The 25,926-nt window shown below is 39.8% G+C and carries 38 protein-coding genes, 4 tRNA genes and 1 pseudogene; 8 read left to right on the top strand and 35 right to left on the bottom strand.

Going from position 1 to position 25,926, the window contains the following annotated elements; translation table 11 throughout:
- Window positions 1–22 precede the first annotated feature (22 nt).
- From AC5YDH_RS07615 to msrA, 3 genes are all read left to right on the top strand, one after another.
- Complete coding sequence (locus AC5YDH_RS07615) at window positions 23–1,081, top strand: Lnb N-terminal periplasmic domain-containing protein (protein ID WP_496118255.1); 1,059 nt, start codon at window positions 23–25, stop codon at window positions 1,079–1,081.
- A gap of 102 nt (window positions 1,082–1,183) precedes the next feature.
- A complete protein-coding gene (locus AC5YDH_RS07620) occupies window positions 1,184–1,639 on the top strand; it encodes an META domain-containing protein (protein WP_496118256.1) in 456 nt (151 codons plus the stop codon).
- A 120-nt stretch (window positions 1,640–1,759) separates the two neighbouring features.
- Window positions 1,760–2,278 (top strand): peptide-methionine (S)-S-oxide reductase MsrA, encoded by a 519-nt coding sequence (gene msrA, locus AC5YDH_RS07625; protein ID WP_496118257.1) that lies wholly within the window; start codon window positions 1,760–1,762, stop codon window positions 2,276–2,278.
- 49 nt (window positions 2,279–2,327) lie between these two features.
- Here msrA and AC5YDH_RS07630 read toward each other — a convergent pair whose 3' ends face one another.
- The 6 genes from AC5YDH_RS07630 to AC5YDH_RS07655 all read right to left on the bottom strand — a co-directional run bounded on the left by AC5YDH_RS07630 (window position 2,328) and on the right by AC5YDH_RS07655 (window position 4,320).
- Window positions 2,328–2,969: a fumarylacetoacetate hydrolase family protein gene (locus AC5YDH_RS07630; RefSeq protein WP_496118259.1), complete on the bottom strand. Its 642-nt coding sequence runs from the start codon at window positions 2,967–2,969 to the stop codon at window positions 2,328–2,330.
- Between the two features lie 29 nt (window positions 2,970–2,998).
- Entirely contained in the window at window positions 2,999–3,499 is a 501-nt protein-coding gene (locus AC5YDH_RS07635) for a YcxB family protein (protein WP_496118260.1), read from the bottom strand.
- 183 nt (window positions 3,500–3,682) lie between these two features.
- Window positions 3,683–3,759: transfer RNA gene (locus AC5YDH_RS07640), tRNA-Arg, on the bottom strand.
- A 262-nt stretch (window positions 3,760–4,021) separates the two neighbouring features.
- Window positions 4,022–4,098 (bottom strand) — tRNA-Arg (locus AC5YDH_RS07645).
- 39 nt (window positions 4,099–4,137) lie between these two features.
- Window positions 4,138–4,214 (bottom strand) — tRNA-Arg (locus AC5YDH_RS07650).
- A gap of 16 nt (window positions 4,215–4,230) precedes the next feature.
- A tRNA-Ser gene (locus AC5YDH_RS07655) sits at window positions 4,231–4,320 on the bottom strand.
- 265 nt (window positions 4,321–4,585) lie between these two features.
- On the opposite strand from AC5YDH_RS07655, the gene rnr reads away from it, so the two are divergent.
- From rnr to AC5YDH_RS07680, 5 genes are all read left to right on the top strand, one after another.
- Window positions 4,586–7,009, top strand: a complete 2,424-nt coding sequence (rnr, locus tag AC5YDH_RS07660) for a ribonuclease R (protein ID WP_496118399.1) — start codon at window positions 4,586–4,588, stop codon at window positions 7,007–7,009.
- Window positions 7,010–7,176: 167 nt separating this feature from the next.
- On the top strand, window positions 7,177–9,204 hold the full coding sequence (locus AC5YDH_RS07665; RefSeq protein WP_496118262.1) for a M3 family metallopeptidase: 2,028 nt from the start codon (window positions 7,177–7,179) through the stop codon (window positions 9,202–9,204).
- A 51-nt stretch (window positions 9,205–9,255) separates the two neighbouring features.
- On the top strand, window positions 9,256–9,462 hold the full coding sequence (locus AC5YDH_RS07670) for a YheV family putative zinc ribbon protein (protein WP_496118400.1): 207 nt from the start codon (window positions 9,256–9,258) through the stop codon (window positions 9,460–9,462).
- Window positions 9,463–9,478: 16 nt separating this feature from the next.
- The gene (locus tag AC5YDH_RS07675; RefSeq protein ID WP_496118263.1) at window positions 9,479–9,901 is read left to right on the top strand and encodes a hypothetical protein; all 423 of its coding nucleotides are present in this window, start codon (window positions 9,479–9,481) and stop codon (window positions 9,899–9,901) included.
- 57 nt (window positions 9,902–9,958) lie between these two features.
- Entirely contained in the window at window positions 9,959–10,828 is an 870-nt protein-coding gene (locus AC5YDH_RS07680; protein ID WP_496118265.1) for a DMT family transporter, read from the top strand.
- A gap of 208 nt (window positions 10,829–11,036) precedes the next feature.
- On the opposite strand, the gene AC5YDH_RS07685 is transcribed toward AC5YDH_RS07680, so the two are convergent.
- From AC5YDH_RS07685 to rplD, 29 genes and pseudogenes are all read right to left on the bottom strand, one after another.
- Complete coding sequence (locus tag AC5YDH_RS07685; protein WP_496118267.1) at window positions 11,037–11,378, bottom strand: hypothetical protein; 342 nt, start codon at window positions 11,376–11,378, stop codon at window positions 11,037–11,039.
- Between the two features lie 34 nt (window positions 11,379–11,412).
- On the bottom strand, window positions 11,413–11,673 hold the full coding sequence (locus AC5YDH_RS07690) for an FAD assembly factor SdhE (protein WP_496118269.1): 261 nt from the start codon (window positions 11,671–11,673) through the stop codon (window positions 11,413–11,415).
- A 114-nt stretch (window positions 11,674–11,787) separates the two neighbouring features.
- Window positions 11,788–13,239 (bottom strand): flavin-containing monooxygenase, encoded by a 1,452-nt coding sequence (locus AC5YDH_RS07695; RefSeq protein ID WP_496118402.1) that lies wholly within the window; start codon window positions 13,237–13,239, stop codon window positions 11,788–11,790.
- Window positions 13,240–13,386: 147 nt separating this feature from the next.
- On the bottom strand, window positions 13,387–13,752 hold the full coding sequence (rplQ, locus tag AC5YDH_RS07700) for a 50S ribosomal protein L17 (RefSeq protein WP_034587447.1): 366 nt from the start codon (window positions 13,750–13,752) through the stop codon (window positions 13,387–13,389).
- Window positions 13,753–13,770: 18 nt separating this feature from the next.
- The gene (locus AC5YDH_RS07705) at window positions 13,771–14,778 is read right to left on the bottom strand and encodes a DNA-directed RNA polymerase subunit alpha (protein WP_154771870.1); all 1,008 of its coding nucleotides are present in this window, start codon (window positions 14,776–14,778) and stop codon (window positions 13,771–13,773) included.
- A gap of 17 nt (window positions 14,779–14,795) precedes the next feature.
- Complete coding sequence (gene rpsD, locus AC5YDH_RS07710; RefSeq protein WP_004657698.1) at window positions 14,796–15,422, bottom strand: 30S ribosomal protein S4; 627 nt, start codon at window positions 15,420–15,422, stop codon at window positions 14,796–14,798.
- A 12-nt stretch (window positions 15,423–15,434) separates the two neighbouring features.
- Window positions 15,435–15,821: a 30S ribosomal protein S11 gene (gene rpsK / locus AC5YDH_RS07715; RefSeq protein WP_001040166.1), complete on the bottom strand. Its 387-nt coding sequence runs from the start codon at window positions 15,819–15,821 to the stop codon at window positions 15,435–15,437.
- Between the two features lie 19 nt (window positions 15,822–15,840).
- Window positions 15,841–16,197, bottom strand: coding sequence for a 30S ribosomal protein S13 (gene rpsM, locus AC5YDH_RS07720; RefSeq protein WP_004825176.1), 357 nt, complete (start codon window positions 16,195–16,197; stop codon window positions 15,841–15,843).
- Window positions 16,198–16,304: 107 nt separating this feature from the next.
- The gene (gene rpmJ, locus AC5YDH_RS07725) at window positions 16,305–16,421 is read right to left on the bottom strand and encodes a 50S ribosomal protein L36 (RefSeq protein ID WP_000867907.1); all 117 of its coding nucleotides are present in this window, start codon (window positions 16,419–16,421) and stop codon (window positions 16,305–16,307) included.
- Window positions 16,422–16,441: 20 nt separating this feature from the next.
- Window positions 16,442–17,761 carry a preprotein translocase subunit SecY gene (gene secY, locus AC5YDH_RS07730; protein ID WP_496118404.1) on the bottom strand — a complete coding sequence of 440 codons (1,320 nt, stop codon included), beginning with the start codon at window positions 17,759–17,761 and terminating at the stop codon, window positions 16,442–16,444.
- Between the two features lie 45 nt (window positions 17,762–17,806).
- Complete coding sequence (gene rplO / locus AC5YDH_RS07735; RefSeq protein WP_496118295.1) at window positions 17,807–18,247, bottom strand: 50S ribosomal protein L15; 441 nt, start codon at window positions 18,245–18,247, stop codon at window positions 17,807–17,809.
- A 3-nt stretch (window positions 18,248–18,250) separates the two neighbouring features.
- A complete protein-coding gene (rpmD, locus tag AC5YDH_RS07740) occupies window positions 18,251–18,427 on the bottom strand; it encodes a 50S ribosomal protein L30 (RefSeq protein WP_004691302.1) in 177 nt (58 codons plus the stop codon).
- Window positions 18,428–18,433: 6 nt separating this feature from the next.
- Entirely contained in the window at window positions 18,434–18,931 is a 498-nt protein-coding gene (gene rpsE, locus AC5YDH_RS07745; protein ID WP_154771865.1) for a 30S ribosomal protein S5, read from the bottom strand.
- A 2-nt stretch (window positions 18,932–18,933) separates the two neighbouring features.
- Window positions 18,934–19,284, bottom strand: a complete 351-nt coding sequence (gene rplR, locus AC5YDH_RS07750; protein WP_152874603.1) for a 50S ribosomal protein L18 — start codon at window positions 19,282–19,284, stop codon at window positions 18,934–18,936.
- A gap of 14 nt (window positions 19,285–19,298) precedes the next feature.
- The gene (gene rplF / locus AC5YDH_RS07755) at window positions 19,299–19,832 is read right to left on the bottom strand and encodes a 50S ribosomal protein L6 (RefSeq protein WP_496118298.1); all 534 of its coding nucleotides are present in this window, start codon (window positions 19,830–19,832) and stop codon (window positions 19,299–19,301) included.
- 13 nt (window positions 19,833–19,845) lie between these two features.
- A complete protein-coding gene (rpsH, locus tag AC5YDH_RS07760) occupies window positions 19,846–20,241 on the bottom strand; it encodes a 30S ribosomal protein S8 (RefSeq protein WP_496118300.1) in 396 nt (131 codons plus the stop codon).
- A gap of 12 nt (window positions 20,242–20,253) precedes the next feature.
- Complete coding sequence (gene rpsN / locus AC5YDH_RS07765) at window positions 20,254–20,559, bottom strand: 30S ribosomal protein S14 (protein ID WP_120373538.1); 306 nt, start codon at window positions 20,557–20,559, stop codon at window positions 20,254–20,256.
- Window positions 20,560–20,568: 9 nt separating this feature from the next.
- Window positions 20,569–21,105: a 50S ribosomal protein L5 gene (gene rplE, locus AC5YDH_RS07770; RefSeq protein WP_154771862.1), complete on the bottom strand. Its 537-nt coding sequence runs from the start codon at window positions 21,103–21,105 to the stop codon at window positions 20,569–20,571.
- Window positions 21,106–21,120: 15 nt separating this feature from the next.
- Window positions 21,121–21,438 (bottom strand): 50S ribosomal protein L24, encoded by a 318-nt coding sequence (rplX, locus tag AC5YDH_RS07775; protein WP_154771861.1) that lies wholly within the window; start codon window positions 21,436–21,438, stop codon window positions 21,121–21,123.
- Between the two features lie 9 nt (window positions 21,439–21,447).
- Window positions 21,448–21,816 (bottom strand): 50S ribosomal protein L14, encoded by a 369-nt coding sequence (gene rplN / locus AC5YDH_RS07780; RefSeq protein WP_067762909.1) that lies wholly within the window; start codon window positions 21,814–21,816, stop codon window positions 21,448–21,450.
- A gap of 91 nt (window positions 21,817–21,907) precedes the next feature.
- Window positions 21,908–22,165, bottom strand: a complete 258-nt coding sequence (rpsQ, locus tag AC5YDH_RS07785) for a 30S ribosomal protein S17 (protein ID WP_496118304.1) — start codon at window positions 22,163–22,165, stop codon at window positions 21,908–21,910.
- Window positions 22,162–22,359 (bottom strand): 50S ribosomal protein L29, encoded by a 198-nt coding sequence (gene rpmC / locus AC5YDH_RS07790; RefSeq protein WP_004825188.1) that lies wholly within the window; start codon window positions 22,357–22,359, stop codon window positions 22,162–22,164. Before rpmC ends, rpsQ begins: the two co-directional genes overlap by 4 nt.
- Complete coding sequence (gene rplP, locus AC5YDH_RS07795) at window positions 22,359–22,772, bottom strand: 50S ribosomal protein L16 (RefSeq protein ID WP_067669331.1); 414 nt, start codon at window positions 22,770–22,772, stop codon at window positions 22,359–22,361. The genes rpmC and rplP overlap by 1 nt, the downstream gene beginning before the upstream one ends.
- Window positions 22,712–23,528: pseudogene (gene rpsC / locus AC5YDH_RS07800) on the bottom strand (30S ribosomal protein S3). Before rpsC ends, rplP begins: the two are co-directional and overlap by 61 nt.
- 1 nt (window position 23,529) lies before the next feature.
- Window positions 23,530–23,859: a 50S ribosomal protein L22 gene (gene rplV / locus AC5YDH_RS07805; RefSeq protein ID WP_067762914.1), complete on the bottom strand. Its 330-nt coding sequence runs from the start codon at window positions 23,857–23,859 to the stop codon at window positions 23,530–23,532.
- A gap of 9 nt (window positions 23,860–23,868) precedes the next feature.
- Window positions 23,869–24,144 (bottom strand): 30S ribosomal protein S19, encoded by a 276-nt coding sequence (rpsS, locus tag AC5YDH_RS07810; protein ID WP_004281508.1) that lies wholly within the window; start codon window positions 24,142–24,144, stop codon window positions 23,869–23,871.
- A gap of 19 nt (window positions 24,145–24,163) precedes the next feature.
- Complete coding sequence (rplB, locus tag AC5YDH_RS07815; protein WP_154771858.1) at window positions 24,164–24,988, bottom strand: 50S ribosomal protein L2; 825 nt, start codon at window positions 24,986–24,988, stop codon at window positions 24,164–24,166.
- Between the two features lie 11 nt (window positions 24,989–24,999).
- Window positions 25,000–25,320: a 50S ribosomal protein L23 gene (gene rplW / locus AC5YDH_RS07820; RefSeq protein ID WP_154771857.1), complete on the bottom strand. Its 321-nt coding sequence runs from the start codon at window positions 25,318–25,320 to the stop codon at window positions 25,000–25,002.
- Window positions 25,317–25,919: a 50S ribosomal protein L4 gene (gene rplD / locus AC5YDH_RS07825; RefSeq protein ID WP_496118308.1), complete on the bottom strand. Its 603-nt coding sequence runs from the start codon at window positions 25,917–25,919 to the stop codon at window positions 25,317–25,319. The genes rplW and rplD overlap by 4 nt, the downstream gene beginning before the upstream one ends.
- Between the last annotated feature and the right edge of the window lie 7 nt (window positions 25,920–25,926).

Consider the following 25,926-nt stretch of genomic DNA (forward strand, 5'->3'; position numbering starts at 1 on the left):
ATTTTTATAAAATAGAAACCATATGCAAAATATTGGTAAAAAACAAAACTTCAAAAAACTGGGAATCGCAATCACGCACTCCCTTTTTAATCTTTTTGTCATTTTAACCTCCATTTGGCTCTGTTTTGCAATTTGGTTTCAAGAGCCTTTTGGCTGGCTTTTTAGTCGCATTTTAATTGGAACTTGGATTGCCTTTGCACTCAGTATTTTAGGAATTTACTTTTCCAAAATATTTTTAAGTCGTAAACAAGATTTTTTAGTTTACTCCTTTGCCTTCTTATTCGCTTTATTTTGGTACTTCAGTATTCCTGCACGTCAAGACCGCGAATGGAACCCCGAAGTTGCTAAAACCCTAAGCTTTGAGCAAAAAGGCGATATTGTCACACTTCACAATGTACGAAATTTTAATTGGCGTACAGAACAAGATTATGATGAGCACTGGGAAACACGCACATACAACTTAAATGACATTACGGGTGTCAATGTGATTACATCCTATTGGATGGGACCGCAAATTGCTCATACACTTGTCAGTTTTGATTTTAAAAACAGTGCCCCACTTACCTTTTCCATTGAAATTCGTAAAGAAAAAAATGAAAGCTTTTCTGCATTGGGTGGTTTTTTTAGAAAATTTGAATTAAGTCTAATTGCTGCAGATGAAAAAGATATTATCTATACACGTAGCAATATCCGCGGTGAGCAAGTTTATTTTTTCCCTGTTGCTATGCCTAAATCTGAAATGCGCGCTTTATTTGAAGAATACTTAGAGAAATCAGCAGACTTAAAAGCACAAGCGAAATGGTATAACACCCTAACAAGCAACTGTACGACATTGGTTTTTGACATGGTGCAATCCGTTTCAAATAATCAACTACCATTCGATTATCGCCTTATTGCTTCAGGCTATTTACCCAATTATTTATATGACCTAAATGCATTAAGTCATGATTGGTCTATGAAAACATGGTATGAAAAAGCCCACATAAACCCTAAAGTAAATAATATTGATAAATTTACGAGTGAAAAGTACTCAGAAACCATACGACAACAGTTGCTCCAACCAAAGTCTCAAGCAGATTGAACAAGAAGCCTATAAATATGAAAAATTTATATACAAATAACTTAATAAGTTTCTAATTTTTTTAGTTATATTAATCAAGTCAATTTATAGGGACTTTATAAAATGTTAAAAAAATTCTTAGCAGTTTCACTTTTAGGCTCAACATTAGCTTTCGTTGGTTGCCAATCAGCACCTCAGCTACCTGGAACAACTGCAAACTTAAATCAATTACAAAATAAAACTTGGGTAGCAACTAAAATTGGCAATGCTGCGCTTATTACAAACCCAACAGAGCGCAATATTGCGAGCTTACAATTTGATGAAGCAACAAAACGTGTAACAGGTTCAGATGGCTGTAACCGCTTAATGGGTTCTTTCGACGCTGGTCGACACTCAATTTCTTTCAGCCAAGTTGCATCAACTCGTATGGCTTGCTTAAACAACGCCAATGTAGATCAACTCTTTAATAAAGCTCTATCTCAAGTAACAAAATACAAAGTAGACGGTAAAAAACTTTATTTACTTGATGCTCAAGGTGCAGTACAAATCGAATTTGAAAGCGCAATTCAACCGCGTTAATCAAACAGAAAAGAGAGCCTGCTTTAAGCAGGCTTTTTTGTATCTATTTACCCGAACAATATTGTAATTACCCAAACTCTCCCCATATATTTAAACAATATAAATCGTTGGTATCATTTCATGCAAAAAGCATTATTCGGTGGTGGATGTTTTTGGTGTACAGAAGCCGTATTCTTACAACTTCAAGGTGTTACACATATCACGAGTGGTTATGCTGGTGGGCACACAACCAACCCAACTTATGATGATATTTGCCGTGGCGACACCAACCATACTGAAGTAATTTTAATCGATTTTGATGAAACTCAAATTTCGTATGAACAATTGCTTAATGTCTTTTTTGCAATTCACGATCCAACTACATTAAACCGTCAAGGCAATGATGTCGGCACACAATATCGTTCTGTAATTTATTATTTTAATGATGAACAAAAACAACAAGCAGAAAAAATGATTCAATCATTAAAAGATGAAGAGCTAAATATTGTGACTGAATTAAGCCCTGTTCCAACCTTCTATCCTGCTGAAGAATATCACCAAAACTATTTTGCAAAAAATCCAACTCAGGGTTACTGCAACTTTGCCATTCCACCGAAACTATTAAAGCTGAGTAGTAAATTTTCAGATTTACTTAAATAAACTCAATAAAAAAAGGACTGTATAAACAGTCCTTTTTATCACGGAATTATTAAGCTTTTACTTCAGTATTCCAAACATAATCTTGCTTTTGACCTTTTAAAGTCATTTTCAATTGATCACCTTTTACAAGTGCACCCACACCTGCTGGCGTACCTGTCATCACAACATCACCAGGTTCTAAAGTAAAGACTTGGCTAATATCTGCAAGTAAATAACCTATATCAAAAATTAAGAAAGATGTATCACCTTTTTGACGTAACTCATCATTAATATGCAAGGTGTAATGAACATCATCCCAATCTTTAACTTCAGAAGCGTCTATCCAATCTGCCAAAATACATGAACCATCATAAGCTTTTGCACGCTCCCAAGGCTGACCTTTCTTTTTCAAGTCATCTTGCACATCACGCAAAGTTAAGTCTAAACCCAATGTCATTGCACCAATCGCTTCTAACGCTTTTTTCGGATCTGTTTCCGCTTTTAAAGTTCGGTCTATACGTAAAGACAGCTCACACTCATAATGACAATTACCCCAGTCAGAATTCCATGAAATACCCTCTTCCAATGAAACCAAGCTGCTAGGTGGTTTGATAAATAGCACGGGACGATCAGGAATTGCATTTCCTAACTCTCTTGCATGATCTGCATAGCTACGACCAACACAAACAATTTTAGACGGACGTGTACTCATGATATTCCCTTTCTTTCAGTGATCTTAAATTACTTTTTATTGAATGTGTTTTCAAAGATAGTGATATCTGCCGAATCACTAATTGCACGTTTTGGCACAATAATGACGGTTTTATTTTTTAACTCAAGCATATAAGTTAACTTACCGCTGGCAAAATTTTGTACATCTGCATAATTTACAGTTACTTTACGACCATTCGCATAAAGATCTGCATAATCTTGGTATAAGTCTAAACCTTGTTCACTTTTACCAAACTGATATTTTACAAATTGGCGCTTAAACATCATAGGTAAAAACCAATAGCGCATAAACAACTGCAAAAGTAAAAATACTGCACCTAAGGCAACGTAATAACGCCCAACACCTTCAAAACCTAAGTAAAAGCCCCAAATCATAATACCAAGGCTAACCGCAGGTGTAATAAAGCGAGTGAATTGTTTTTTACCAAAAGTCGCAAGTGCGAAACCATCTTGCGATTCTTCTAAGTTCAAAAAATAACGTAGAGATAAAGTAGGTTTAGTTTCAGACATCTATGCATCATCAATATTCTATAAAGTGAACTAAATATTACACTAGAAACGGACTTAGCTTGTCTTTTTATATACCAAACATTGAGCTAATTTAGTAAAGGTTTTATTTTCATAAACTTCAGGCACAAAAAAACCGCAATTAAGCGGTTTTTTCTATTTTTTACATCATGAAGATGATCAAGTTGGTGCGCTCAGAGAGATTCGAACTCCCGACCCCTTAGTTCGTAGCCAAGTGCTCTATCCAGCTGAGCTATGAGCGCGACGTCTTGATGGAACGCATTATACGTGATAATTCAAAGATGTTAAGTGTTATTTTTCAATTTAGCTATCAAGTGTCTAGTAATTATTCGATCTTTGATTTTCTAAGTAACCTTTCATCTTTTATGTATTAAAAAGACTAAAATTTGCATCTAGTCTGCGTCTAGAACACAGCTTAAGAGATATAAAACAAAACCTACAGGCACAAAAAAACCGCAACATGTGCGGTTCTTTATTTTTAAACATTTGCAATAATGTTTAAATTGGTGCGCTCAGAGAGATTCGAACTCCCGACCCCTTAGTTCGTAGCCAAGTGCTCTATCCAGCTGAGCTATGAGCGCGTACCAGTGTCTTTCGACTTCGTTCACGATTAACTTGATTGGTGCGCTCAGAGAGATTCGAACTCCCGACCCCTTAGTTCGTAGCCAAGTGCTCTATCCAGCTGAGCTATGAGCGCATTTCAAGTTATTCGTTGGCGGTGAGAGAGGGATTCGAACCCTCGATACAGTTACCCGTATGCATCCTTAGCAGGGATGTGGTTTCAGCCACTCACCCATCTCACCGTAACGAGGCGCCATAATACAAAGATAATAGCTTTACTGCAAGCCTAGTCTTTATAAATTTTTCATATTTTCGTTCAATTAAATACTTTTTAAACAATTTATGGTGTGTTTTTCTTATTTTGGGTGTTTTTTGATATTTTTACATCATTTAAGCCAAGCCATTTTTATAAAAATCGATCGAATACATATTATTGTAATCAATTACGTGCAGTATTTCTTTGCATGACTTATGCTAAACCTATTCTTCTCACTTGAAGTCACAAATATTATGAAAAATTGGGTCGATCCTGAAGCGAAAGCAGAAGCTGAACGTTACGAAAATCCCATTCCAAGTCGTACTCTTATTTTAGAGACGATTGAAAAGCAAACTACGCCTTTATCTCATGCAGATTTAGTCGAGCAATTTAAAATTGTAGATCAAAAAAGTATTGATGCTTTAAGCCATCGTTTAATTGCAATGGTTCGTGATGGTCAGCTCATGAAAGATGGGTTTAAATTCCAAATTGCAGAAGAGCAACCTGTTCACGAAGCAACGGTTTACATCAACTCTAAAGGTATGGGTAGCGCAAACATTTCAGGTCATGATGACTTGTTACTTCCTGAGCGTGAACTTCGTCTTGTATTTAACGGTGACCGCGTTAAAGTACGCCAAACTTCTGTCGATCGTAAAGGTAAAGCTTGGGGCTTTATTACAGAAGTTGTGCAACATCGTGTAAAACAAATTATTGGTAAATTAGCTGTTCATGAAGGTGAATACTTTATTCAACCTTCAAATCCAAATGCACATCAGCCTATTACCTTAGAAAAAGAACTGATTGAACATGCCAAAGCAAATGTGGGCGACTCGCTACGTGTAGAACTCGACAGCTACCCAACACGCGAAGAATTTGCAACAGGTCATATTGTTCAATCTATGGCAGACAAAGCAGATACAGAAATTATTATTCCGCAAACTATTTTAGAATTTGGTTTGCCTTATGAGTTCCCTGCTGAAGTAGTTAAAGATGCCGAAAGCTTTAAAGAGCCATCAGCACAAGACCGTAAAGATCGTATCGATTTGCGTGATTTACCATTAGTGACGATTGATGGTGAAGATGCACGCGACTTCGATGATGCTGTATATGCAGAAAAACGTCCAGGTGGTGGTTATCGTGTTGTTGTTGCCATTGCCGATGTAAGCCACTATGTGCGTACAGGCAAGCCTCTAGACGATGAAGCTCAAGAGCGCGGTACTTCTGTATACTTCCCTCACTTTGTTCTACCAATGCTTCCTGAAGCAATTTCAAATGGCTTATGTTCATTAAATCCAAATGTTGACCGCTTATGCATGGTGTGTGATTTAAAATTATCACGTGCAGGTCGAGTAACAGGTTATGAATTCTATCCATCCGTGATGCATTCAAAAGCACGTTTAACCTACGACAAAGTTGCACAGTATTTTGATGGTGACAGCAATGCAATCACTGAAGATCGTGATGTTCGCAAATCATTAAATACGTTATTCCAGTTATACCAAGTTCTAAAAGGCTTACGTGCGGAACGCCATGCCATGGAATTTGAAACTGTTGAAACCTACATGACATTCGATGAACTTGGTGGAATTGATAAAATCTTACCTCGTAGCCGTAACGATGCACATAAACTAATTGAAGAATGTATGTTGCTTGCCAACGTTGCAGCCGCAGAATATGCATTAAAAAATGAAATTCCAATGCTCTATCGTATTCATGAGCCACCTGAATTTTCACGCATTCAAAAAGTTCGCGATTTTGTAAAACTTTTAGGTTTACAATTCCCTGAACAACCAACGCAAGCAGACTATCAAGCAGTGATTGAAGCGACCAAAGACCGTATTGATGCGCCAAGCATTCATGCCGTACTTTTACGTTCAATGATGCAAGCTTATTATGGTCCAAACAATGCAGGTCACTTCGGTTTGGCTTACGATGCTTATACGCATTTCACTTCGCCAATTCGTCGCTACCCTGACTTGTTGCTTCATAGAGCAATCAAGGCACACTTGAAGCAAAAGCCATCTCCTCTTTCTGGCGGTGCTTTAGAAGAAGCAGGAACTCATTTTTCTGCAACTGAACGTCGTGCAGATGAAGCATCTCGCTCAGTAACTACATGGCTAAAATGTCACTACATGCATCAGCATTTAGGTGAAGAGTTTGTTGGGGTTATTTCAGCTGTTGCTGAGTTTGGTCTATTTGTAACCTTAAAAGACTTATATGTAGATGGCATGATTCATGTTAGCCAATTGGGCGATGACTTCTTTGTTTTCGATCAAGCAAGTCAAAGCTTGGTGGGACAAAGTCGTGGTCAAACATTTAGCTTAGGCGATGAAGTGAAAATTAAAGTTGCAGCAGTAAACTTAGAAGATCGTAAGATTGACTTTGAATTGCTTCAACAATTAACCCACGCAGGTCGAACTATTCGTAGCCGTGCTCCACGAGTTGCAGCGAAAGCCCCAACTCAAACCAAAAAAGAAGTATTTGGCGAACGTCCTAAAGCAGTTTTAAGTGAAGATGGTGAAAAACCTCTTCGCAAGAAAAAAGCCAAAGGACAACCGAGTTCGTATACGAAAAAGCCAAGTAAAAAATCGGCGGAGAAAATAGAAAAAGCGAAGGCAAAGAAAAAAGCCAAAGCAAAAAAGAAAAAATCTAATGCGAAAGCAAAAACAGAGTAATTCTTAAAACGGAAAAGAGCGCTTAGGCGCTCTTTTTTTTATCTGAAAAAAATTAAATAAAAATGCTTCTGAGTTATTAATTAGCGTAAAGCATAGAAATCTTCTTGATTTATCTTCTCACTGCCCTTACATCTACTACTAACTTAAAAAATTTATGGCGCATTGCGATGACTTTAGAAAAGGCAACTTTGCCAGTACCACAGTTCGATCAAATTACACTCGAATCATTAAAACAAAATATTGAAAACGCCATTCAACAAGGACAAAGCTTCTTAAAAAATCTTACAGAAGTTCCTACTTCAACAACTGAACAACTCGCAACGCTCGACCAAATTGACGCACTTGAAAACAATATGAGTGAAGCTTGGGGTGTTTTATCTCACTTAAACGCAGTGATGAACAATGCAGAAACACGTGAAGTTTACCAAGCATTACTTCCGGCTTTAAGTGAATACTACACAGCGCTTGGTCAGCACACTGCACTTTATCAAACTTACCAACACGTACATGATTCTGCCGATTTTTCAGCACTTTCAGAAGCACAACAAAGTGCAATCAAACTTGCTTTACGCGATTTCAAACTTTCAGGTGTTGCTTTAGAAGGCGAAGCGAAAAAACGCTATGCAGAAATTTCAGCTCGTTTATCACAGCTTTCATCTGACTTTTCAAATCATGTGTTAGATGCAACCCAAGCGTACTTTAAAGCACTTTCAGAAGATCAACTCAAAGGCTTACCACAAAGCAGTATTGAACTCTTAAAACAATATGGTCAACAGCGTGAATTAGAACAAGCCGTTGCTACTTTAGATATTCCATCTTATTTAGCAATTATGACGTATGCCGAAAATCGTGAATTACGTGAAGAGCTTTATAAAGCCTATACAACACGCGCATCGGAAATGAGTGATCATCCTGAATTTGACAATACAACGGTAATGGAAGAAATTCTAAGCCTGCGTCAAGAAATGGCACAGCTTTTAGGTTTCCAAAACTATGCCGAACTTTCGCTTGCAAGCAAAATGGCACCCGATGTTGAAACTGTAGATAAGTTCCTCATCGATTTAGCTGAACATGCTCGAGCACCTGCCGAAAAAGAAATTGCAGAATTAAAAGCAATTGCATCAGAAGATGGCATTACAAACTTAGAACCTTGGGATACCACTTACTATTCAGAAAAACTGAAAGTTCAACAATTCAACTTATCTCAAGAAGCATTAAAGCCATACTTCCCTGCACCTAAAGTCTTGCAAGGTTTGTTTAGTATTGTGAACCGCCTTTACGGTATTAATATCGTAGAACGCCAAGCACCAGTTTGGCATGAGGATGCACATTATTACGAACTAGAAGATCACGGTAAAGTTGTAGGTGGATTCTACTTTGACTTATATGCTCGTAGCGGTAAACGTGGTGGTGCATGGATGAGTGGTTTCCGTTCTCGTATGCAAACAAATAGCGGCTTACAGAACCCAGTTTGCTACATGGTATGTAACTTTACCCCACCTGTAGGTGATCAACCTGCTTTATTAACACATGATGAAGTCATCACCCTTTTCCATGAATTTGGACATGGCTTACATCACATGCTGACAGAAGTAGACAATATTTCTGTTGCAGGTACACATGGTGTTGCATGGGATGCTGTTGAACTTCCAAGCCAATTTATGGAGTTTTGGGCTTGGGATCATGAAAGTCTAGATTTACTGAGCGAACATATCGAAACCAAAGAAACCTTATCTAAAGAACTTTTAAAAGCCCTGTTAGATGCACGTTTCTTCCAATCTGGCATGCAAACCCTGCGTCAAATTGAATTCGCTTTGTTCGACTTAAACATTCATAAAGCCAATCCAGCTTTAAATGCGATGAGTATCCAAGCCACAATGGATGATATTCGTCACAAATATTCTGTTGCGCCGACAACATCATATAATCGCTTCCAACACGGGTTTAGCCATATTTTTGCAGGCGGATATGCAGCAGGTTATTATTCATACAAATGGGCTGAAGTACTAGCGAGTGATGCGTTTGACCGTTTCGAACAAGATGGTATTTTTAATACAGAGACAGGAAAACAGTTCAGAGCTTCTATTCTAGCAGTCGGCGGAAAAGATCAAGCACTTGATGCATTTATCAATTTTCGTAAACGTGAGCCTAAAATTGATGCACTATTGCGTCATCAGGGTTGGACGAAAGCCTAGTAAAATCTTAAACTACTAGTCTTAGTTTAAATTTAGGTAAGTATGATGACTATTAAACGTCGTTTCATCGCTGGTGCAAAATGTCCAAAATGTCAGGCTTTAGATCGTGTTGTCATGCTTACTTCTGGTGAAAATGAGTGGATAGAATGTATTGATTGTGGTTATAGTGAGAACCGACCGACTCATATAGATGAGCCTGAAGTTCCCGCTATTCCAGATGATATTGGCGTAATACAATTCAAACCACGTCAAAAATAATAATAGGATTAATCACATGGCAATAAGAGAAAGAAATAGTTCAAAGGTTTTATGGGGAATTACTGGTCTTCTAATTTTAATTGTTGCTAGTGCCTTTGCCTATTTCAACTTTACAAAAAGTGACGTTGAAAAGATACCTAATACTTCAACACCCGCTTCAGAAGTGATTGCCACAAGTGAACCTGCACCAGCAGCAAGCGAAGTCACTCTTACGGAAACGAGCACATCAACTTTAATTTCAGAAGATATTTTAAAAGAAGCCATCCCTGAAAATGCATCTTTAGCAAAAGAAGAAGTTGCTAAACTTAAAGACATTCAAAACCAACTCAAAGATCAAGAAACTATTTTAAAAGAACAACATGCCGATGCAGACCAACTCATTGAGCTAAAAGAAGAGCAAATAAAACTGCTTGAGGCACAACTTGCTGAATCGCAATAAATTATCAATTTTATCTAATTCGGCTAGAATGGTGAAAACTCATCCTAGCCATTTTTTATGTCCAGCATTTCATCAAAGCAAGACTTATCTAAAGCAATCTTTTGTTTAACCTGTTCTGCACTGCTTTTTTCACTCATGGGAGTCTGCATTCGCTACGCCTCCCATACAGTTGATAACGCAACAGTTGTGTTCTTTAGAAATGTTGTTGGTCTATTTATTTTTATCCCATTTATCATCAAATACGGCACCCCCTTTTTCAAAACAGATAAGCTTTGGATGCATACTTGGCGATCAATTGTTGGCTTAATGGCAATGTATGGTTTTTTCTACGCGATTGCACATTTAAAACTATCTAATGCGATGGTTTTTTCTTATTCATCCCCAATTTTCATTCCACTGATTGCATGGCTATTCTTAAAAGAAAAAATAACAAAGGCAATGCTTATAGCTGCAACTATCGGATTATTTGGCGTACTTTGTGTAGCAAAACCCGATTCAGGTCTATTTAATTTACTCTCTATTATTGGGCTTTTATCTAGTTTTTTAGCTGCAATGGCATTTGTGACAGTTCGTGCATTAACAGCAACTGAACCACCAGAACGAATTGTTTTCTACTTTTGCTTTTTTGGCACAATAATCTCATCTATCCCGATGTTCTTTGTTTGGCGTCCATATACTTATACAGAACTCGGTTATTTAGTTTGCGCGGGGATTCTTGCAAATATTAGTCAAATTTTTATGTCTAATGCTTACAAACTCGCACCTGCAGGTCAAATTGGACCCGTCAATTATGTTGCGATTATTTTTGCAGGAATTTGGGGATATTTATTTTGGCACGAACTGCCCGACATCTATAGCATAATTGGCTTTGTATTAATTTTGTCTGCCATTTTACTTTGTAGCCCACTCATTCAAAAAAAGCTTTAAGCAGTTAAAAATAGACAAAAAAAAGTAGCATTGCGACGGTTCTGCACATGCTACTTATAAACTGGTCAGCCAATCACTTGGCTATTTGTTTAAAATAATGAATAAGATAAAAATTTAAATTAATATTGCTCTCTAGGTCTTAATTTATATTGAAATTAAATAACATCATATAAAAATTGTCTAACAATGCTTATTTTTTACATGATTTTTATTTTAATACTGATAATATTTTTAAATTTTTCCACTGCATACGATTAAGCTGATCAAACCAAATAACAAATGATTTACAGTCAGAATCTTTTAATTGGATAACTATATACAATTGATGATTTAAAATATTTTGGATTTTAACTCTATATATTTTCTTATTATTTTTAAATTTCAAACTCCAAACAGCATCATCTAAATATGCAAAATATTCTATTTCTTGTTTTTGATTGAAGAAGAAAAATGAAAGAAGTAAAAGTACTACAGCGATAATAAAAAATAGAATACTTAATACTTGATATAGAATGAAAATAATTAAGAGAATAATCACAAATTGAAACACAATCGAAAACCGACTGTGTTTCAGGTGAAATTCTTTATGAACCATGCACGTAGAACTTTAACTTTTTAATGAAATCTTTAAGCTCTGGACGTGGTGGCTCAGAAACCTCCATAAACCAATCTAAAAGATCTGGATCTTCTTGATCAACAAGTTCATTGAACATTTGCTTCTCTTCAGTATCTGCTTTCAAATAATAGTTTTTTACATACGGATCAAAATAAACATCAATTTCTTTTAAGCCACGACGTGCACGGTAAATTACCTTACGTTCTTCTAAGCTAATATCTTCAGTCATCGTTTTACCCAAAATACATGTATTTTAATAAACTCTAGTGTACCCTAGCCCTTCAAAAGTTTCGATGGCTTTATCACAATCCCAACACTTTTCACCACTACATCTACCATCTAGTTAAACTTTAAATTTGAGCACACCATCTTCAAATTTTGCATGTTTATATGTTTTTCTATCCACCAAAAAATTATTGGTTACTTGCCAAGGCACAAATTTCCCCTGTTTTGGCAGTACACTAGATGCGCGAGCAATATAACCCGATGACATTTTCCCCATAATCGTTTCACCTGTTATTGCATCGGGCTGTTTAGCTGCCACTACGCTTTTATAATGATTTTCACTCATATAATTAAACAAGCGACATAAATACTCAGATGCAATATCCACCTTTAATGTCCATGAAGCATTAATGTAACCAATCATCATAAACATATTTGGTACATCACTCACCATCACACCCTGATATAACATAGTCTCTGAGGTATCAATCATTCGACCATCTGTACTTGCTTGAATACCGCCCAGTACCTGAATATTCAGTCCTGTTGCAACCACAATAATATCTGCATCAAGATGTTTACCCGATTTTATTTGAATACCATTTACTGTAAATTGATCAATCTCATCCGTTTCAATATCTGCTTTATCTGTTTTCAATACTTCAAATAAATCTCCATCAGGCACCACACATAAACGCTGCTCCCAAGGATTATATGTTGGCGTAAAGTGTTTGATATCGACTTTACCCTCAAGGTTTTTCTGAATATCTTTCAATAGAAAATATTTAAGTAGTTTTGGGTATTTTTGAGCGAGCACATAAACTAAACGCTGCATACCAATATTTCTTGCTCGTGTAAGCATATATGCATACTTAGTAGGGACAACTTTACTTAACTTCGTATAAAGCACATCTAATGCAGGAATGGATGCAATATAAGTTGGCGAACGTTGTAGCATCGTTACATGAGCTGCCCCACCTTTAACCATTGCAGGTACAATTGTAATTGCCGTTGCACCACTACCAATAACAACAATTTTTTTATTCTTATAATCTAAATTTTCAGGCCATAATTGTGGATGAATTAGCTGCCCTTTAAACTCATCCTGACTATCGAATTCTGGCTGATATGGCTGATCATAGTGATAATAGCCAGTACAACCCACAAAATATTTTGCTTCAATATCTTGTATTTCACCAAGATTATTTTGAATTGTGACTAACCACTTTTGAAGAGAAGAATCGAAATTTGCTTTAACAACCTCATGATTAAACTGAATATAACGGTCTAATTGATATTCTTCGACTACATCTAATAGATATTTCTGAATAGAAGCACCATCAGCCAAAATACTTTTTCTAGTCCATGGCTTAAAGCTATAACCAAATGTAGTCATGTCAGAGTCTGAACGAATTCCAGGGTATTTAAACAAATCCCAAGTACCACCTATACGCTCACGTTTCTCTAGAATACTAAATTTTAATTGTGGACAAGACTTTAATAGATGAACAGCTAAACCAAGCCCAGAAATACCTGCACCTACAATTAAGATATCTACTGATTTCACGATAATGCCCAAAATTAAATTTAAATCCAAAATACAATTTGACAATATAAAATGTCAATTTAACATTTGTTTAATATCAAAATTTAAGCATAAAAAAAGCCGGTTAAAAACCGGCTTTTTCTAAGAACAACTGAAGCTATTCTTACGAAATTATTTAACTTCGCGATCTACAAGCTCAACATAAGCCATTGGCGCAGCATCACCTGCACGGAAGCCTGCTTTAAGCACACGTAGATAACCGCCGTTACGTTCTTTGTAACGAGGGCCAAGAACGGTAAATAATTTACCAACAGTTGCTGCTGAACGAGTACGAGCAAACGCCAAACGACGGTTTGCTACTGTATCGACTTTAGCTAAAGTGATTAAAGGCTCAGCTACACGACGTAATTCTTTAGCTTTAGGAACAGTAGTTTTAATTAACTCATGTTCGAACAAAGAATTAGCCATGTTTTGGAACATCGCTTTACGATGACTGCTTGTACGGCCTAATTTCACACCACTATTACGATGACGCATGGTGATAGTCCTACTTAATTAACGGCTACGATAGGCAAAGCGATCGTCCATACGGAGACTAGCCGGTGGCCAGTTCTCTAAACGCATGCCGAGTTGCAAGCCTTTTGAAGCCAGAACATCTTTAATCTCAGTCAACGATTTTTTACCTAAGTTAGGAGTTTTTAACAACTCAACTTCAGTACGTTGAACAAGATCACCGATGTAGTAAATATTTTCTGCTTTCAAACAGTTAGCAGAACGAACAGTAAGCTCTAGATCATCTACTGGACGAAGCAAGATTGGGTCAACTTCTTCACGAGGCTCTTGAGCAACTGGAGCTTGATCTTTCTGAAGATCAACAAAAATTGCAATTTGTTGTTGCAAAATTGTTGCCGCTTTGCGGATCGCTTCTTCTGGATCTACTGTACCATTTGTTTCAAGATCAATGATCAGCTTATCAAGGTCAGTACGTTGTTCTACACGCGCATTTTCTACGATGTAAGACACACGTTTGATCGGGCTATAAGAAGCATCTAATTGTAAGCGACCTACAGGGCGAGTTTCGCCTTCAGGGAAGCGTGAATCAGAAGTTTCATAACCACGGCCTTGAGAAACTTTCAAGCGCATTTTTAAAGAGCCAGAAGCACTAAGAGTACCGATCAAGTGTTCAGGGTTAACCACTTCAACATTATGAGGTAAACGAAGGTCAGCGGCAGTTACGTCGCCAGGACCTTGTTTCTCTAATGTCAAATAAGCTTCATTTTGATCGAACAGCTTAATAGACAATCCTTTTAGGTTCAGCAAGAGCTCGACGATGTCCTGCTGCAAGCCTTCCAAGGTACTGTACTCGTGCTCAACACCCTCAATTTCAACTTCTACCACAGCAGCGCCAGGCAAAGAAGAAAGAAGGATGCGACGTAAAGCATTACCAAGAGTATGACCAAAGCCACGCTCTAATGGTTCTAGAATAACTTTTGCCGAGGTCCCGCTAACCGCTTCGACCTTGATCGCTTGCGGAGTTAGAAACTCATTTGCAGTACGCGTCATTATTGCTACCTCAAGGATTATTTAGAATACAATTCTACAATCAAGCTTTCGTTGATTTCAGCAGGTAAATCAGAACGATCTGGTGCAGCTTTAAACGTACCTTCCAGTTTAGAATGGTCAATTTCCATCCAAGCAGGAATACCACGTTGAGCAGCTAATTCAATTGCGTTTTTAATACGTAATTGTTGTTTAGCACCTTCGTGAACTGCGATCACATCGCCCGCTTTAACTTGGATTGACGCGATGTTAACACGACGACCATTTAAAGTGATTGAGCGGTGAGATACAAGCTGACGAGCTTCTGCACGTGTAGAACCAAAACCCATGCGATAAACAACGTTATCTAGGCGGCTTTCAAGCAATTTCAACAAGTTTTCACCAGTTGCGCCTTTAACACGAGCAGCTTCTTTATAGTAATTACTAAATTGACGCTCTAAAACACCGTACATACGACGTACTTTTTGTTTTTCACGTAATTGTAGTGAGTACTCAGATTGTTTGCTACCACGAGCCCCGCCATGTTGGCCAGGAGCTTTAGCATGTTTTTTAGTCTTAACATCAAACGGTTTAACGCCTGATTTAAGTTGCAGGTCTGTCCCTTCGCGGCGAGAGAGTTTGCATTTTGGACCAATATAACGAGCCATGAATGTTTCTCCTTACACGCGACGTTTTTTAGGTGGACGGCAACCGTTGTGCGGAATTGGCGTCACATCGGTAATGCTGTTAATTTTATAACCCACTGCACCTAAAGCACGAACCGCAGACTCACGACCAGGACCAGGACCTTTTACAAGGACGTCCAAGTTTTTCAAACCGTAATCTAAAGCAGCTTTACCAGCAACTTCAGCAGCTACCTGAGCAGCAAACGGTGTTGATTTACGTGATCCACGGAAGCCTTGTCCACCAGAGGTAGCCCAAGCCAGTGCATTACCTTGACGATCGGTAATAGTCACAATGGTGTTATTAAAAGAAGCGTGAATGTGTGCAACACCTTCAGAGACGGTACGAGTGACCTTCTTGCGTGTGCGAGTATCTTTAGCCATCTTTTAGCTTCCAGAAATCTTATTTCTTAATAGGTTTGCGCGGACCTTTACGGGTACGAGCGTTAGTTTTAGTGCGTTGTCCGCGGACAGGCAAGCTGCGACGATGACGAAGACCGCGGTAGCAGCCTAAATCCATTAAACGTTTAATGTTCATGGAAATTTCGCGACGTAAATCACCTTCGGTCGGAACCTTAGCAACTTCTGCACGAATCGCATCAAGCTGAGCGTCATCTAATTCACGGATCTTAGTAGTCGTTGCAATACCAGCTGCAGCCAAAATAGACTTAGCAGTATGGCGACCAATACCAAAGATGTACGTTAGAGAGATAACAGCATGCTTGTTATCCGGAATGTTTACACCGGCAATACGAGCCATTCAATTTTCTCCAAAAAGGCAATTGAGATAATCAACCGCCCCACAAAAATCTTGAGGGGCGGATAATAACCTAATTAGCCTACTGAAATCAACAGGTCTTGATTAGATTAACCTTGACGCTGCTTATGACGAGGTTCAGCGCTACAAATTACGCGAATAACCCCATTACGACGGATAACTTTACAGCTACCACAAATTTTCTTTACAGAAGCTTGTACTTTCATGATGAAACCTCTAAGTGCGCTTATCCCTTAGGATGAGCAGTCGTTTTTCTCATTAATGTCTGATTATCATATTGGTGAGAAGTAAGATGGGCTTGAAGCTGAGCCATAAAGTCCATCACAACGACTACTACAATTAACAAAGAAGTACCACCTAAATGGAAAGGGATACCAAATGAACTTTGTAAAATCATCGGCATTAAGCAGATGACTGTAATGTAGATTGCACCAATAAAAGTCAAACGATTAAGAATATGATCTAAGTAACGAGCAGTTTGCTCACCTGGGCGTATACCAGGTACATAAGCTCCGCTGCGTTTCAAGTTCTCTGCAACTTCTTTAGGGCTAAATTGTAAAGCCGTATAAAAATAACAGAAAAAGATAATTAACGCACCAAAGAGCACCAAATACAACGGTTGTCCAGGCGACAGAACTAATGCTAATTCTTGTAAGCCACGCTTAATAAAACCAGCATTTGCATCAGAACTTCCTACCCACTGTCCTAAGCTCGCAGGGAACAATAACAATGAGCTTGCAAAGATTGCAGGAATAACACCAGCCATATTAATTTTTAATGGCAAATGTGTCTGTTGCGCTGTAAATACACGACGTCCCTGTTGTTTCTGTGCGTAGTTTACTGGAATACGACGTTGCGCTTTCTCAATAAATACAATTGCAGCAAGTACACCTAATGATATAAGTGCAAATACAGCCAAACTGATCAAAGTCATTTGACCGTTCTCAACAGAAGTGAACGATTGCAGAACCATATTTGGTAACCCTGCAACAATACCAGCGAAGATGATCATGGAAATACCATTACCAACACCACGCTCAGTAATCTGCTCACCCAACCACATAAGGAACATTGTGCCAGCAACTAACGATGTTATTGCTGGTACATAAAATGCCAATCCATTAGTCAAAGTAATACCTTGACTAATAAGACCTGCACACATACCTGTAGCCTGCACAAAAGCAAGCAACAACGTACCTTGACGTGTGTACTGGTTTATTTTGCGTTTACCTTGCTCGCCTTCTTTTTTCAAAGCTTCAAGCGAAGGTACTACCGTAGACATTAACTGCACAATAATCGATGCAGAAATATACGGCATAATGCCTAATGCAAGAATAGACATTCGCTCTAATGCACCACCTGAGAACGTGTTAAACAAACCAAGGATAGTACCTTGGTTTGCATTAAAAAGGTTCTCAAGGGCAGCATTATTGATACCCGGTACTGGAATATGCGCTCCTAGTCGAAAAACCAACAAAGCACCAATGAGGAACATCATTCGGCGAATAATTTCACGATATTTCACATGAAATGGTTGACCTTTCATCATGTTTACATGACCTGAAGAACTAGGAGTCATAGACACTGGGAATTACTCCTCGACTTTACCGCCAGCAGCTTCAAGAGCAGCTTTAGCGCCTTTAGTCAATGCAACACCTTGTACAGTGAAAGCACGAGTAATTTCACCAGAAAGTACGATACGTGCACGAATCATGTCTTTACGAACAACATTCGCCGCTTTTAAAGTTTCAAGTGAAACGATATCACCTTCAACTTTAGAAAGCTCAGATAAACGTACTTCAGCAGTTTTCAAAGCGATTTGGCTAGTGAAACCGAATTTAGGTAAACGACGATACAACGCAGTTTGACCACCTTCGAATCCAGCACGTACACCGCCACCAGAGCGTGAAGTTTGACCTTTCACACCACGGCCACCGGTTTTACCAACACCAGAACCAATACCACGACCTTTACGCAAATTGTCGCGTTTTGCACCTTCTGCAGGCGCAAGTTCATTTAAACGCAGAGTCATGGCTTACTCCTCTACACTAACCATATAGTAGACTTGGTTGATCATACCACGGTTAGAAGGCGTATCTTGCACTTCTACAGTATGACCAATACGACGCAGACCTAAACCTTGCAAGCTAAGCTTGTGATTTTTCAAGCGATGAGCTGAAGATTTAGTCTGGGTAACTTTAATCGTTTTCATGATTGATTACCCTTGAATTTGTGCTACTGTCAAACCACGTTTCGCAGCGACTTTCTCAGGAGAAGTCATATCACGCAAACCGTTAAAAGTTGCGTTTACTACGTTAGCAGCATTGGTAGAGCCATAACATTTAGTCAATACGTTACGTACGCCAACAGCTTCTAAAACTGCACGCATAGCGCCACCAGCAATTACACCAGTACCTTCAGAAGCAGGTTGCATGTAAACGCGGCTTGCACCGTGACGAGCATTGATAGGATGCTGAACAGTACCATCAACTAGATCAACTGTAATCATGTTGCGACGAGCAGCTTCTAGTGCTTTAGAAATAGCAGCTGGAACTTCACGTGCTTTACCACGACCAAAACCTACACGACCATTACCATCACCCACAACAGTTAATGCTGTGAAAGAGAAGATACGACCACCCTTAACAACTTTGGCTACACGATCAACGGCAACCAGCTTTTCAACAAGACCTTCGTTTTGTTCAACTTTAGCCATGATTAGAACTCCAAACCGTTTTCACGAGCAGCATCAGCCAAGGCTTTGATACGACCATGATATTTAAAACCAGAACGGTCAAATGCAACTTTAGTTACACCAGCAGCTTTCGCACGCTCTGCAATTAAAGCACCAACTTGTTGGGCTGCATTTACGTTACCAGTTGTACCAGCACGTAGAGTAGCATCTAAAGTAGAAGCTTGAGCTAATACTTTGCCACCATCTGCTGAGATAACTTGAGCATAGATGTGACGCGGAGTGCGGTTTACACACAAACGAGTCGCACCCAATGCACGAATGTGCAAGCGTGTGCTTTTCGCACGACGCAAACGGGATTGTTTCTTTTCGTTCATAAGAACCTCGCGCCTTATTTCTTCTTAGCTTCTTTACGAAGTACAACTTCGTCAGAATAACGAACACCTTTACCTTTATAAGGCTCAGGAGGACGGTAACCACGAATCTCAGCAGCTACTTGACCTAAAGCTGCTTTATCAGCAGATTTAAGAACAATTTCAGTAGCAGTTGGAGTTTCTGCAGTCACACCTTCAGGAAGGTTGTAATCGATCGGGTGAGAGAAACCAAGGTTAAGGTTAATAACATTACCTTTAACCGCAGCTTTATAACCAACACCGATAAGTTGCAACTTACGTTCGAAACCTTCGCTAACACCTTTAACAAGGTTGTTAAGCACAGCGCGAGCAGTACCAGCTTGCATCCAAGAATCTTTAGATTCTTTAACTGGAGCAACAACTAGAGTACCGTCTTCCTGTTTAAGCTCGACCAGCGCATGCAGGTTGAAAGACAATGTACCTTTGCTGCCTTTCACTTCGACCTGCCGGCCGTTCTGAGTAACTGTTACACCGTTAGGCACAGTTACTGGGGCTTTAGCCACACGAGACATGAGGAATCACCTATTAAGAAACAAAAGCAATAACTTCACCACCGATACCTGCAGCACGTGCAGCGCGATCAGTCATGATGCCTTTGCTTGTAGAAACAATTGCAATACCCAAACCTTGCTTAACGCTAGGAAGTGCATCTTTACCGCGGTATTGGCGAAGACCTGGACGGCTTACGCGCTTAACAGTATCGATAACTGGCTTGCCTTCGAAATATTTTAAAGTCAAAGTAAGTGTTGCTTTGCCTTCAGCATCAGCAACAGCTACGTCTGCAATGTAACCTTCTTGTTGAAGAACATTAGCAATCGCAACTTTTAACTTTGAGTTTGGCATAGAAACAGTTTGTTTCTTAGCCATTTGTGCGTTACGAACACGTGTTAACATGTCGGCAACGGTATCTTGCATACTCATTTATAGTGCTCCTTACCAGCTTGCCTTAACAACGCCCGGCACATCACCTTGCATTACTGTATCACGTAATTTGTTACGGCTTAGACCGAACTTACGGAAGTAACCATGAGGACGACCAGTTAAACCACAGCGGTTACGTAGACGTACTGGAGACGCATTACGTGGTAATGCTTGAAATTTCATCATCGCTTCGAAACGTTCTTCGTCTGATGCATTTACGTTTGCGATAATTGCTTTTAATTCAGCACGTTTCGCAGCGTATTTAGCAACAGTAGCTTCGCGTTTCAATTCGCGATTAATCATACCTTTCTTAGCCATATCGACCTCTTATTTGAACGGGAAGCCGAATGCACGCATAAGCGCACGGCCTTCGTCATCAGTGCGAGCAGTCGTAGTGATGGTAATATCCATACCACGAATACGGTCAATCTTATCAAAATCGATTTCAGGGAACATGATTTGTTCCTTAAGACCCATTGAGTAGTTACCACGACCGTCGAATGATTTCGCAGAGAAACCACGGAAGTCACGGATACGAGGGATCGCGATAGAGATCAAACGGTCTAAGAATTCGTACATACGTTCGCCGCGTAAAGTAACTTTACAACCAATCGGCCAACCATCACGGATTTTGAAACCAGCGATTGATTTGCGAGCTAATGTAAGAACTGGTTTTTGACCAGCAATAGCTTGCATGTCAGCTAAAGCGCCATCTAACAATTTCTTGTCAGCTGAAGCTGCACCAACACCCATGTTAATGGTAATTTTAGTAATGCGTGGAATATCCATCACATTCTTAAGAGCTAAAGTTTCTTGTAACTGAGCCTTAAGTTCGTCGTTATAACGTGTTTTAAGTCTGGCCATAGCCTTTTCAACCTATTACTTCGCTACCGCCACTGATTCACCATTTGATTTGTAAACGCGAGTTTTCGCGCCATCAATCACTTGGTAACCAACACGGTCAGCCTTTTGGGTTGTAGCATTAAAAATTGCCACGTTAGAGATATGAAGCGAAGCTTCTTGTGTAACTACAGCGCCTTCAGCACCTGTTGCACGGTTAGGCTTTTGATGCTTCTTAACCAAGTTCAAGCCTTCAACTAGAACACGGTCATTTGAAACAGACAAAACAGAACCCTGTTTGCCTTTTTCTTTACCTGCGATCACAATTACTTGATCGCCCTTTTTAATCTTAGCCATGATCGCCTCTTATAGTACTTCAGGAGCCAATGAAATAATTTTCATGAACTGTTCAGTACGAAGTTCACGAGTCACTGGTCCGAAAATACGAGTTGCAATCGGCGCTTTGTTCGTATTTAAGATAACAGCAGCGTTATCATCAAAACGGATTACAGAACCGTCTGGACGACGGATGCCGAACTTAGTACGAACAACTACAGCATTCATCACGTCGCCTTTTTTAACACGACCACGTGGAATAGCTTCTTTTACAGTAACTTTAATAATGTCGCCAACAGAAGCATAACGACGATGTGAACCACCTAGTACTTTAATACATTGTACGCGGCGAGCACCACTGTTGTCTGCTACGTCTAGCATACTTTCGGTTTGAATCATTGCCCTACTCCAAAACCGAGCATCACCGGTCGCAAATTCGAAAGGCTCAAAGAGTACTCGAATTTGACCGATGATGCAACAAGAACGTTAATTACTCAGCTGCAGCTTCAATAACTTCAACTAAAGTCCATGACTTAGTTTTAGACATTGGGCGGCATTCTTTGATGGTTACAACGTCGCCAAGTTTAGCTGTGTTGCTCTCATCATGAGCGTGTAATTTTGTTGAACGGCGGATTAATTTGCCATACAACGGGTGTTGAACGCGGCGTTCGATAAGAACAACGATAGATTTGTCCATCTTGTCGCTTACTACTTTGCCTGTTAACGTGCGAACTGTTTGCTCACTCATTGTGCGTTCCCCTGTTTTTCGGTAAGGAGGGTCTTGATACGAGCAATTGTCTTACGAGTAAGCGCAACTTCGTGCGATTTACCCAATTGACCAGTTGCTTTCGCCATACGAAGACGGAATTGGTTCAACTGTTGCTCATCAAGCAAAGCTGTCAATTCTTCTACCGACTTTTCACGTAGATCTTTAGTTTTCATTACATTACCGTCCGAGTCACGATAGTGGTTTTAAACGGAAGTTTAGCAGCTGCAAGCGTGAACGCTTCGCGAGCCAATTCTTCGTTAACACCATCAATTTCGTACAAGACTTTACCTGGTTTGATTTGGCAAACCCAGTATTCCACAGAACCTTTACCTTTACCCATACGAACTTCTAATGGTTTTTCAGTAATTGGTTTGTCTGGGAAAACACGGATAAAGATCTTACCACCACGTTTAATACGACGGCTGATTGTACGACGCGCTGCTTCAATTTGACGCGCAGTCATTTGACCACGTTCAATTGATTTAAGTGCAATTGTACCGAAAGATACAGTGCTACCGCGATGTGCTAAACCAGTGTTACGGCCTTTTTGCACTTTGCGGAATTTAGTACGTTTAGGTTGCAACATGGATTATTCTCCTTTTTCAGCAGAACGATCATTGCGACGACCACGACGCTCTTGACCTTCACCACGACCGCGACCGCGTTTAGCTGGACGTTCTTCAGCAGGAGCAGGGTTCATGACTTGTTTCATGCCACCTAAAATCTCACCACGGAATACCCAAACTTTAACACCGATCGTACCGTAAGTAGTCTCAGCACGAACTGATGAGTAATCAATGTCAGCACGTAGAGTATGCAAAGGTACACGACCTTCACGATACCATTCTGTACGAGCAATCTCAGCACCGCCTAAACGACCTGAAACTTCAACTTTGATACCTTTAGCACCAGCACGCATAGAGTTTTGTACCGCACGCTTCATAGCACGACGGAACATAACACGCTTTTCTAATTGTGAAGCAATACCTTCAGCAACTAAACGAGCATCTAAATCTGGACGGTCGATTTCGTTGATACTTACTTGCGCAGGAACACCCATAATAGATGTTAATTCGCGTTGTAATTTCTCAATATCTTCGCCTTTTTTACCGATAACGATACCAGGACGTGCAGTGCTAATAGTAATTTTAGCAGCGCCCGTAGGACGTTCGATAAGAATATTGCTGATCATTGCATTCTTAAGTTTTTTGTTCAAAAACTCACGAACTTGCAAATCTTTAAGCAAGTATTCAGCGTATTGTTTCGGACTCGCATACCAATTAGCGTTATGACGTTTCACAACACCTAGGCGGATACCGATTGGATGAACCTTCTGACCCATATCAAACCCCTACCTTAACGGTAATGTGACAAGTACGCTTAGTAATACGATCTGCACGGCCTTTAGCACGTGGCAAAATACGCTTAAGGCTAGTGCCTTCATCAACGTAAATCGTAGAAACTTTAAGATCGTCAACATCTAAACTGTTATTGTGTTCAGCGTTTGCGATTGCAGATTCCAATGCTTTTTTAACTAAAACTGCAGCTTTTTTGTTGCTGAAGTTTAAGATATTAAGCGCGTGAGCAACTGATTTGCCACGGATTAAATCTGCAACTAAACGTGTTTTTTGTGCCGAGATAGCGGCACCGCGTAATTTAGCAGTAACTTCCATCATAGCACCTTAACGTTTAGACTTCTTGTCAACACCGTGACCACGATAGGTACGAGTTGGCGCGAATTCACCGAGTTTATGACCAACCATGTGTTCAGATACAATCACTGGAACATGGTTACGACCATTATGGACAGAAATTGTTAAACCAACAAAATCCGGGAGGATCATCGAACGACGCGACCAAGTTTTGATCGGCTTACGGTTATTAGCCGCGATAGCCGCTTCAACCTTAGCGAACAAGTGCGCATCGACGAATGGGCCTTTTTTCAGAGAACGAGGCATTGTCAGATTCCTTTACTTGTTACTTAACGCGACGGTCGCGAATGATCATCTTAGTCGTACGCTTATTGGTACGTGTTTTGTACCCTTTAGCTTTTTGACCCCATGGGCTTACAGGTTGAATACCTTTATTACGCCCTTCACCACCACCATGTGGATGGTCAACTGGGTTCATCGCCATACCACGAACGGTAGGACGAACACCACGCCAGCGTGATGCACCAGCTTTACCTAGTGAACGTAAGTTGCTTTCTTGGTTAGAAACTTCACCAAGAACTGCACGACATTCAACGTGTACTTTACGCATTTCGCCTGAACGTAAGCGAATGATTGCGTAAGAACCGTCACGACCCAACAATTGAGCAGAAGTACCAGCAGAACGTACTAATTGTGCGCCTTTACCGATTTTAAGCTCGATGTTGTGAAGAGTAGAACCGATTGGCATGTTACGAAGTGGCAAGCAGTTACCTGGACGAATTGGAGCATCGTTACCAGACTGTACTTGATCACCAGCGCGAAGGCCTTTAGGTGCAATAATATAACGACGCTCACCGTCAGCATACAATACAAGTGCAATGTGTGCAGTACGGTTAGGATCGTATTCAATACGTTCAACTACAGCAGGAATGCCATCTTTGTTACGTTTAAAATCAACAAGACGGTAGTGCTGCTTATGACCGCCACCAACGTGACGAGTCGTAATGTGACCGTTATTGTTACGACCACCAGTACGTTTTTTAGCTTCAACCAACGGAGAGTAAGGAGCACCTTTATGTAGATGGCTGTGAACAACCTTCTCTACAAAGCGGCGTCCTGGTGACGTTGGCTTACATTTTTGAATAGGCATAATTCTCGTCCTTATTCCGCTGCGCTTTCAGCGGTATCGCCCAAGTCAGCCATTTCAACATCTTGGCCAGCTTTCAGGGTGACGTATGCTTTTTTAACATCAGAACGACGTCCTAATGTTTTACCAAAGCGTTTAGTCTTACCTTTAGTGATAGTCGTGTTAACTTTAACAACTTCCACACCAAACAATTGTTCTACTGCTTTTTTGATTTCAAGTTTGTTAGCGCCTAAAGCAACTTTAAAAACTTGAACACCAGCAGTTTCACCTAAAACTTGTGCTTTTTCTGAAAATACAGGTCCTTGTAGGACTTGATATAAACGTTCGTTGTTCATCCTAGTTCTACCTCAATTTTCTTAGCAGCAGCAACAGACATAACAACTTTATCGAACGCGATCAAGCTAACAGGATCAATTGCAGTAGCATCAACCACATCTACATGTGGAATGTTGCGAGCAGCAAGATACAAGTTTTCATCAACAGCATCAGTAACGATTAATGCACGAGTTGCATTCAAGTCGTTAAGTTTTGCAAGCAATTCTTTAGTTTTTGGAGCTGCAACAGCAAACTCTTCAACCAATACCAAGCGATCTTGACGAACAAGTTCAGCTAGGATGCATTGCATTGCACCGCGGTACATTTTACGGTTAACTTTTTGAGACCAATCTTGTGGACGAGCAGCAAAAGTTTTACCACCACCAACCCAGATTGGGCTACGGATAGAACCAGCACGTGCACGGCCAGTACCTTTTTGACGGAAAGGTTTTTTACCACCGCCAGATACTTCGCCACGTGATTTCTGAGCTTTCGAACCTTGACGACCACCAGCTAAATAAGCTGTAACAACTTGGTGTACAAGAGCTTCGTTAAATTCACGACCGAAAGCAACTTCAGATAATTCAACAGCAGAGCCGGAAACAGTATTTAAATTCACGTTATTT

It is taken from the genome of Acinetobacter sp. FY683 (assembly GCF_059515885.1).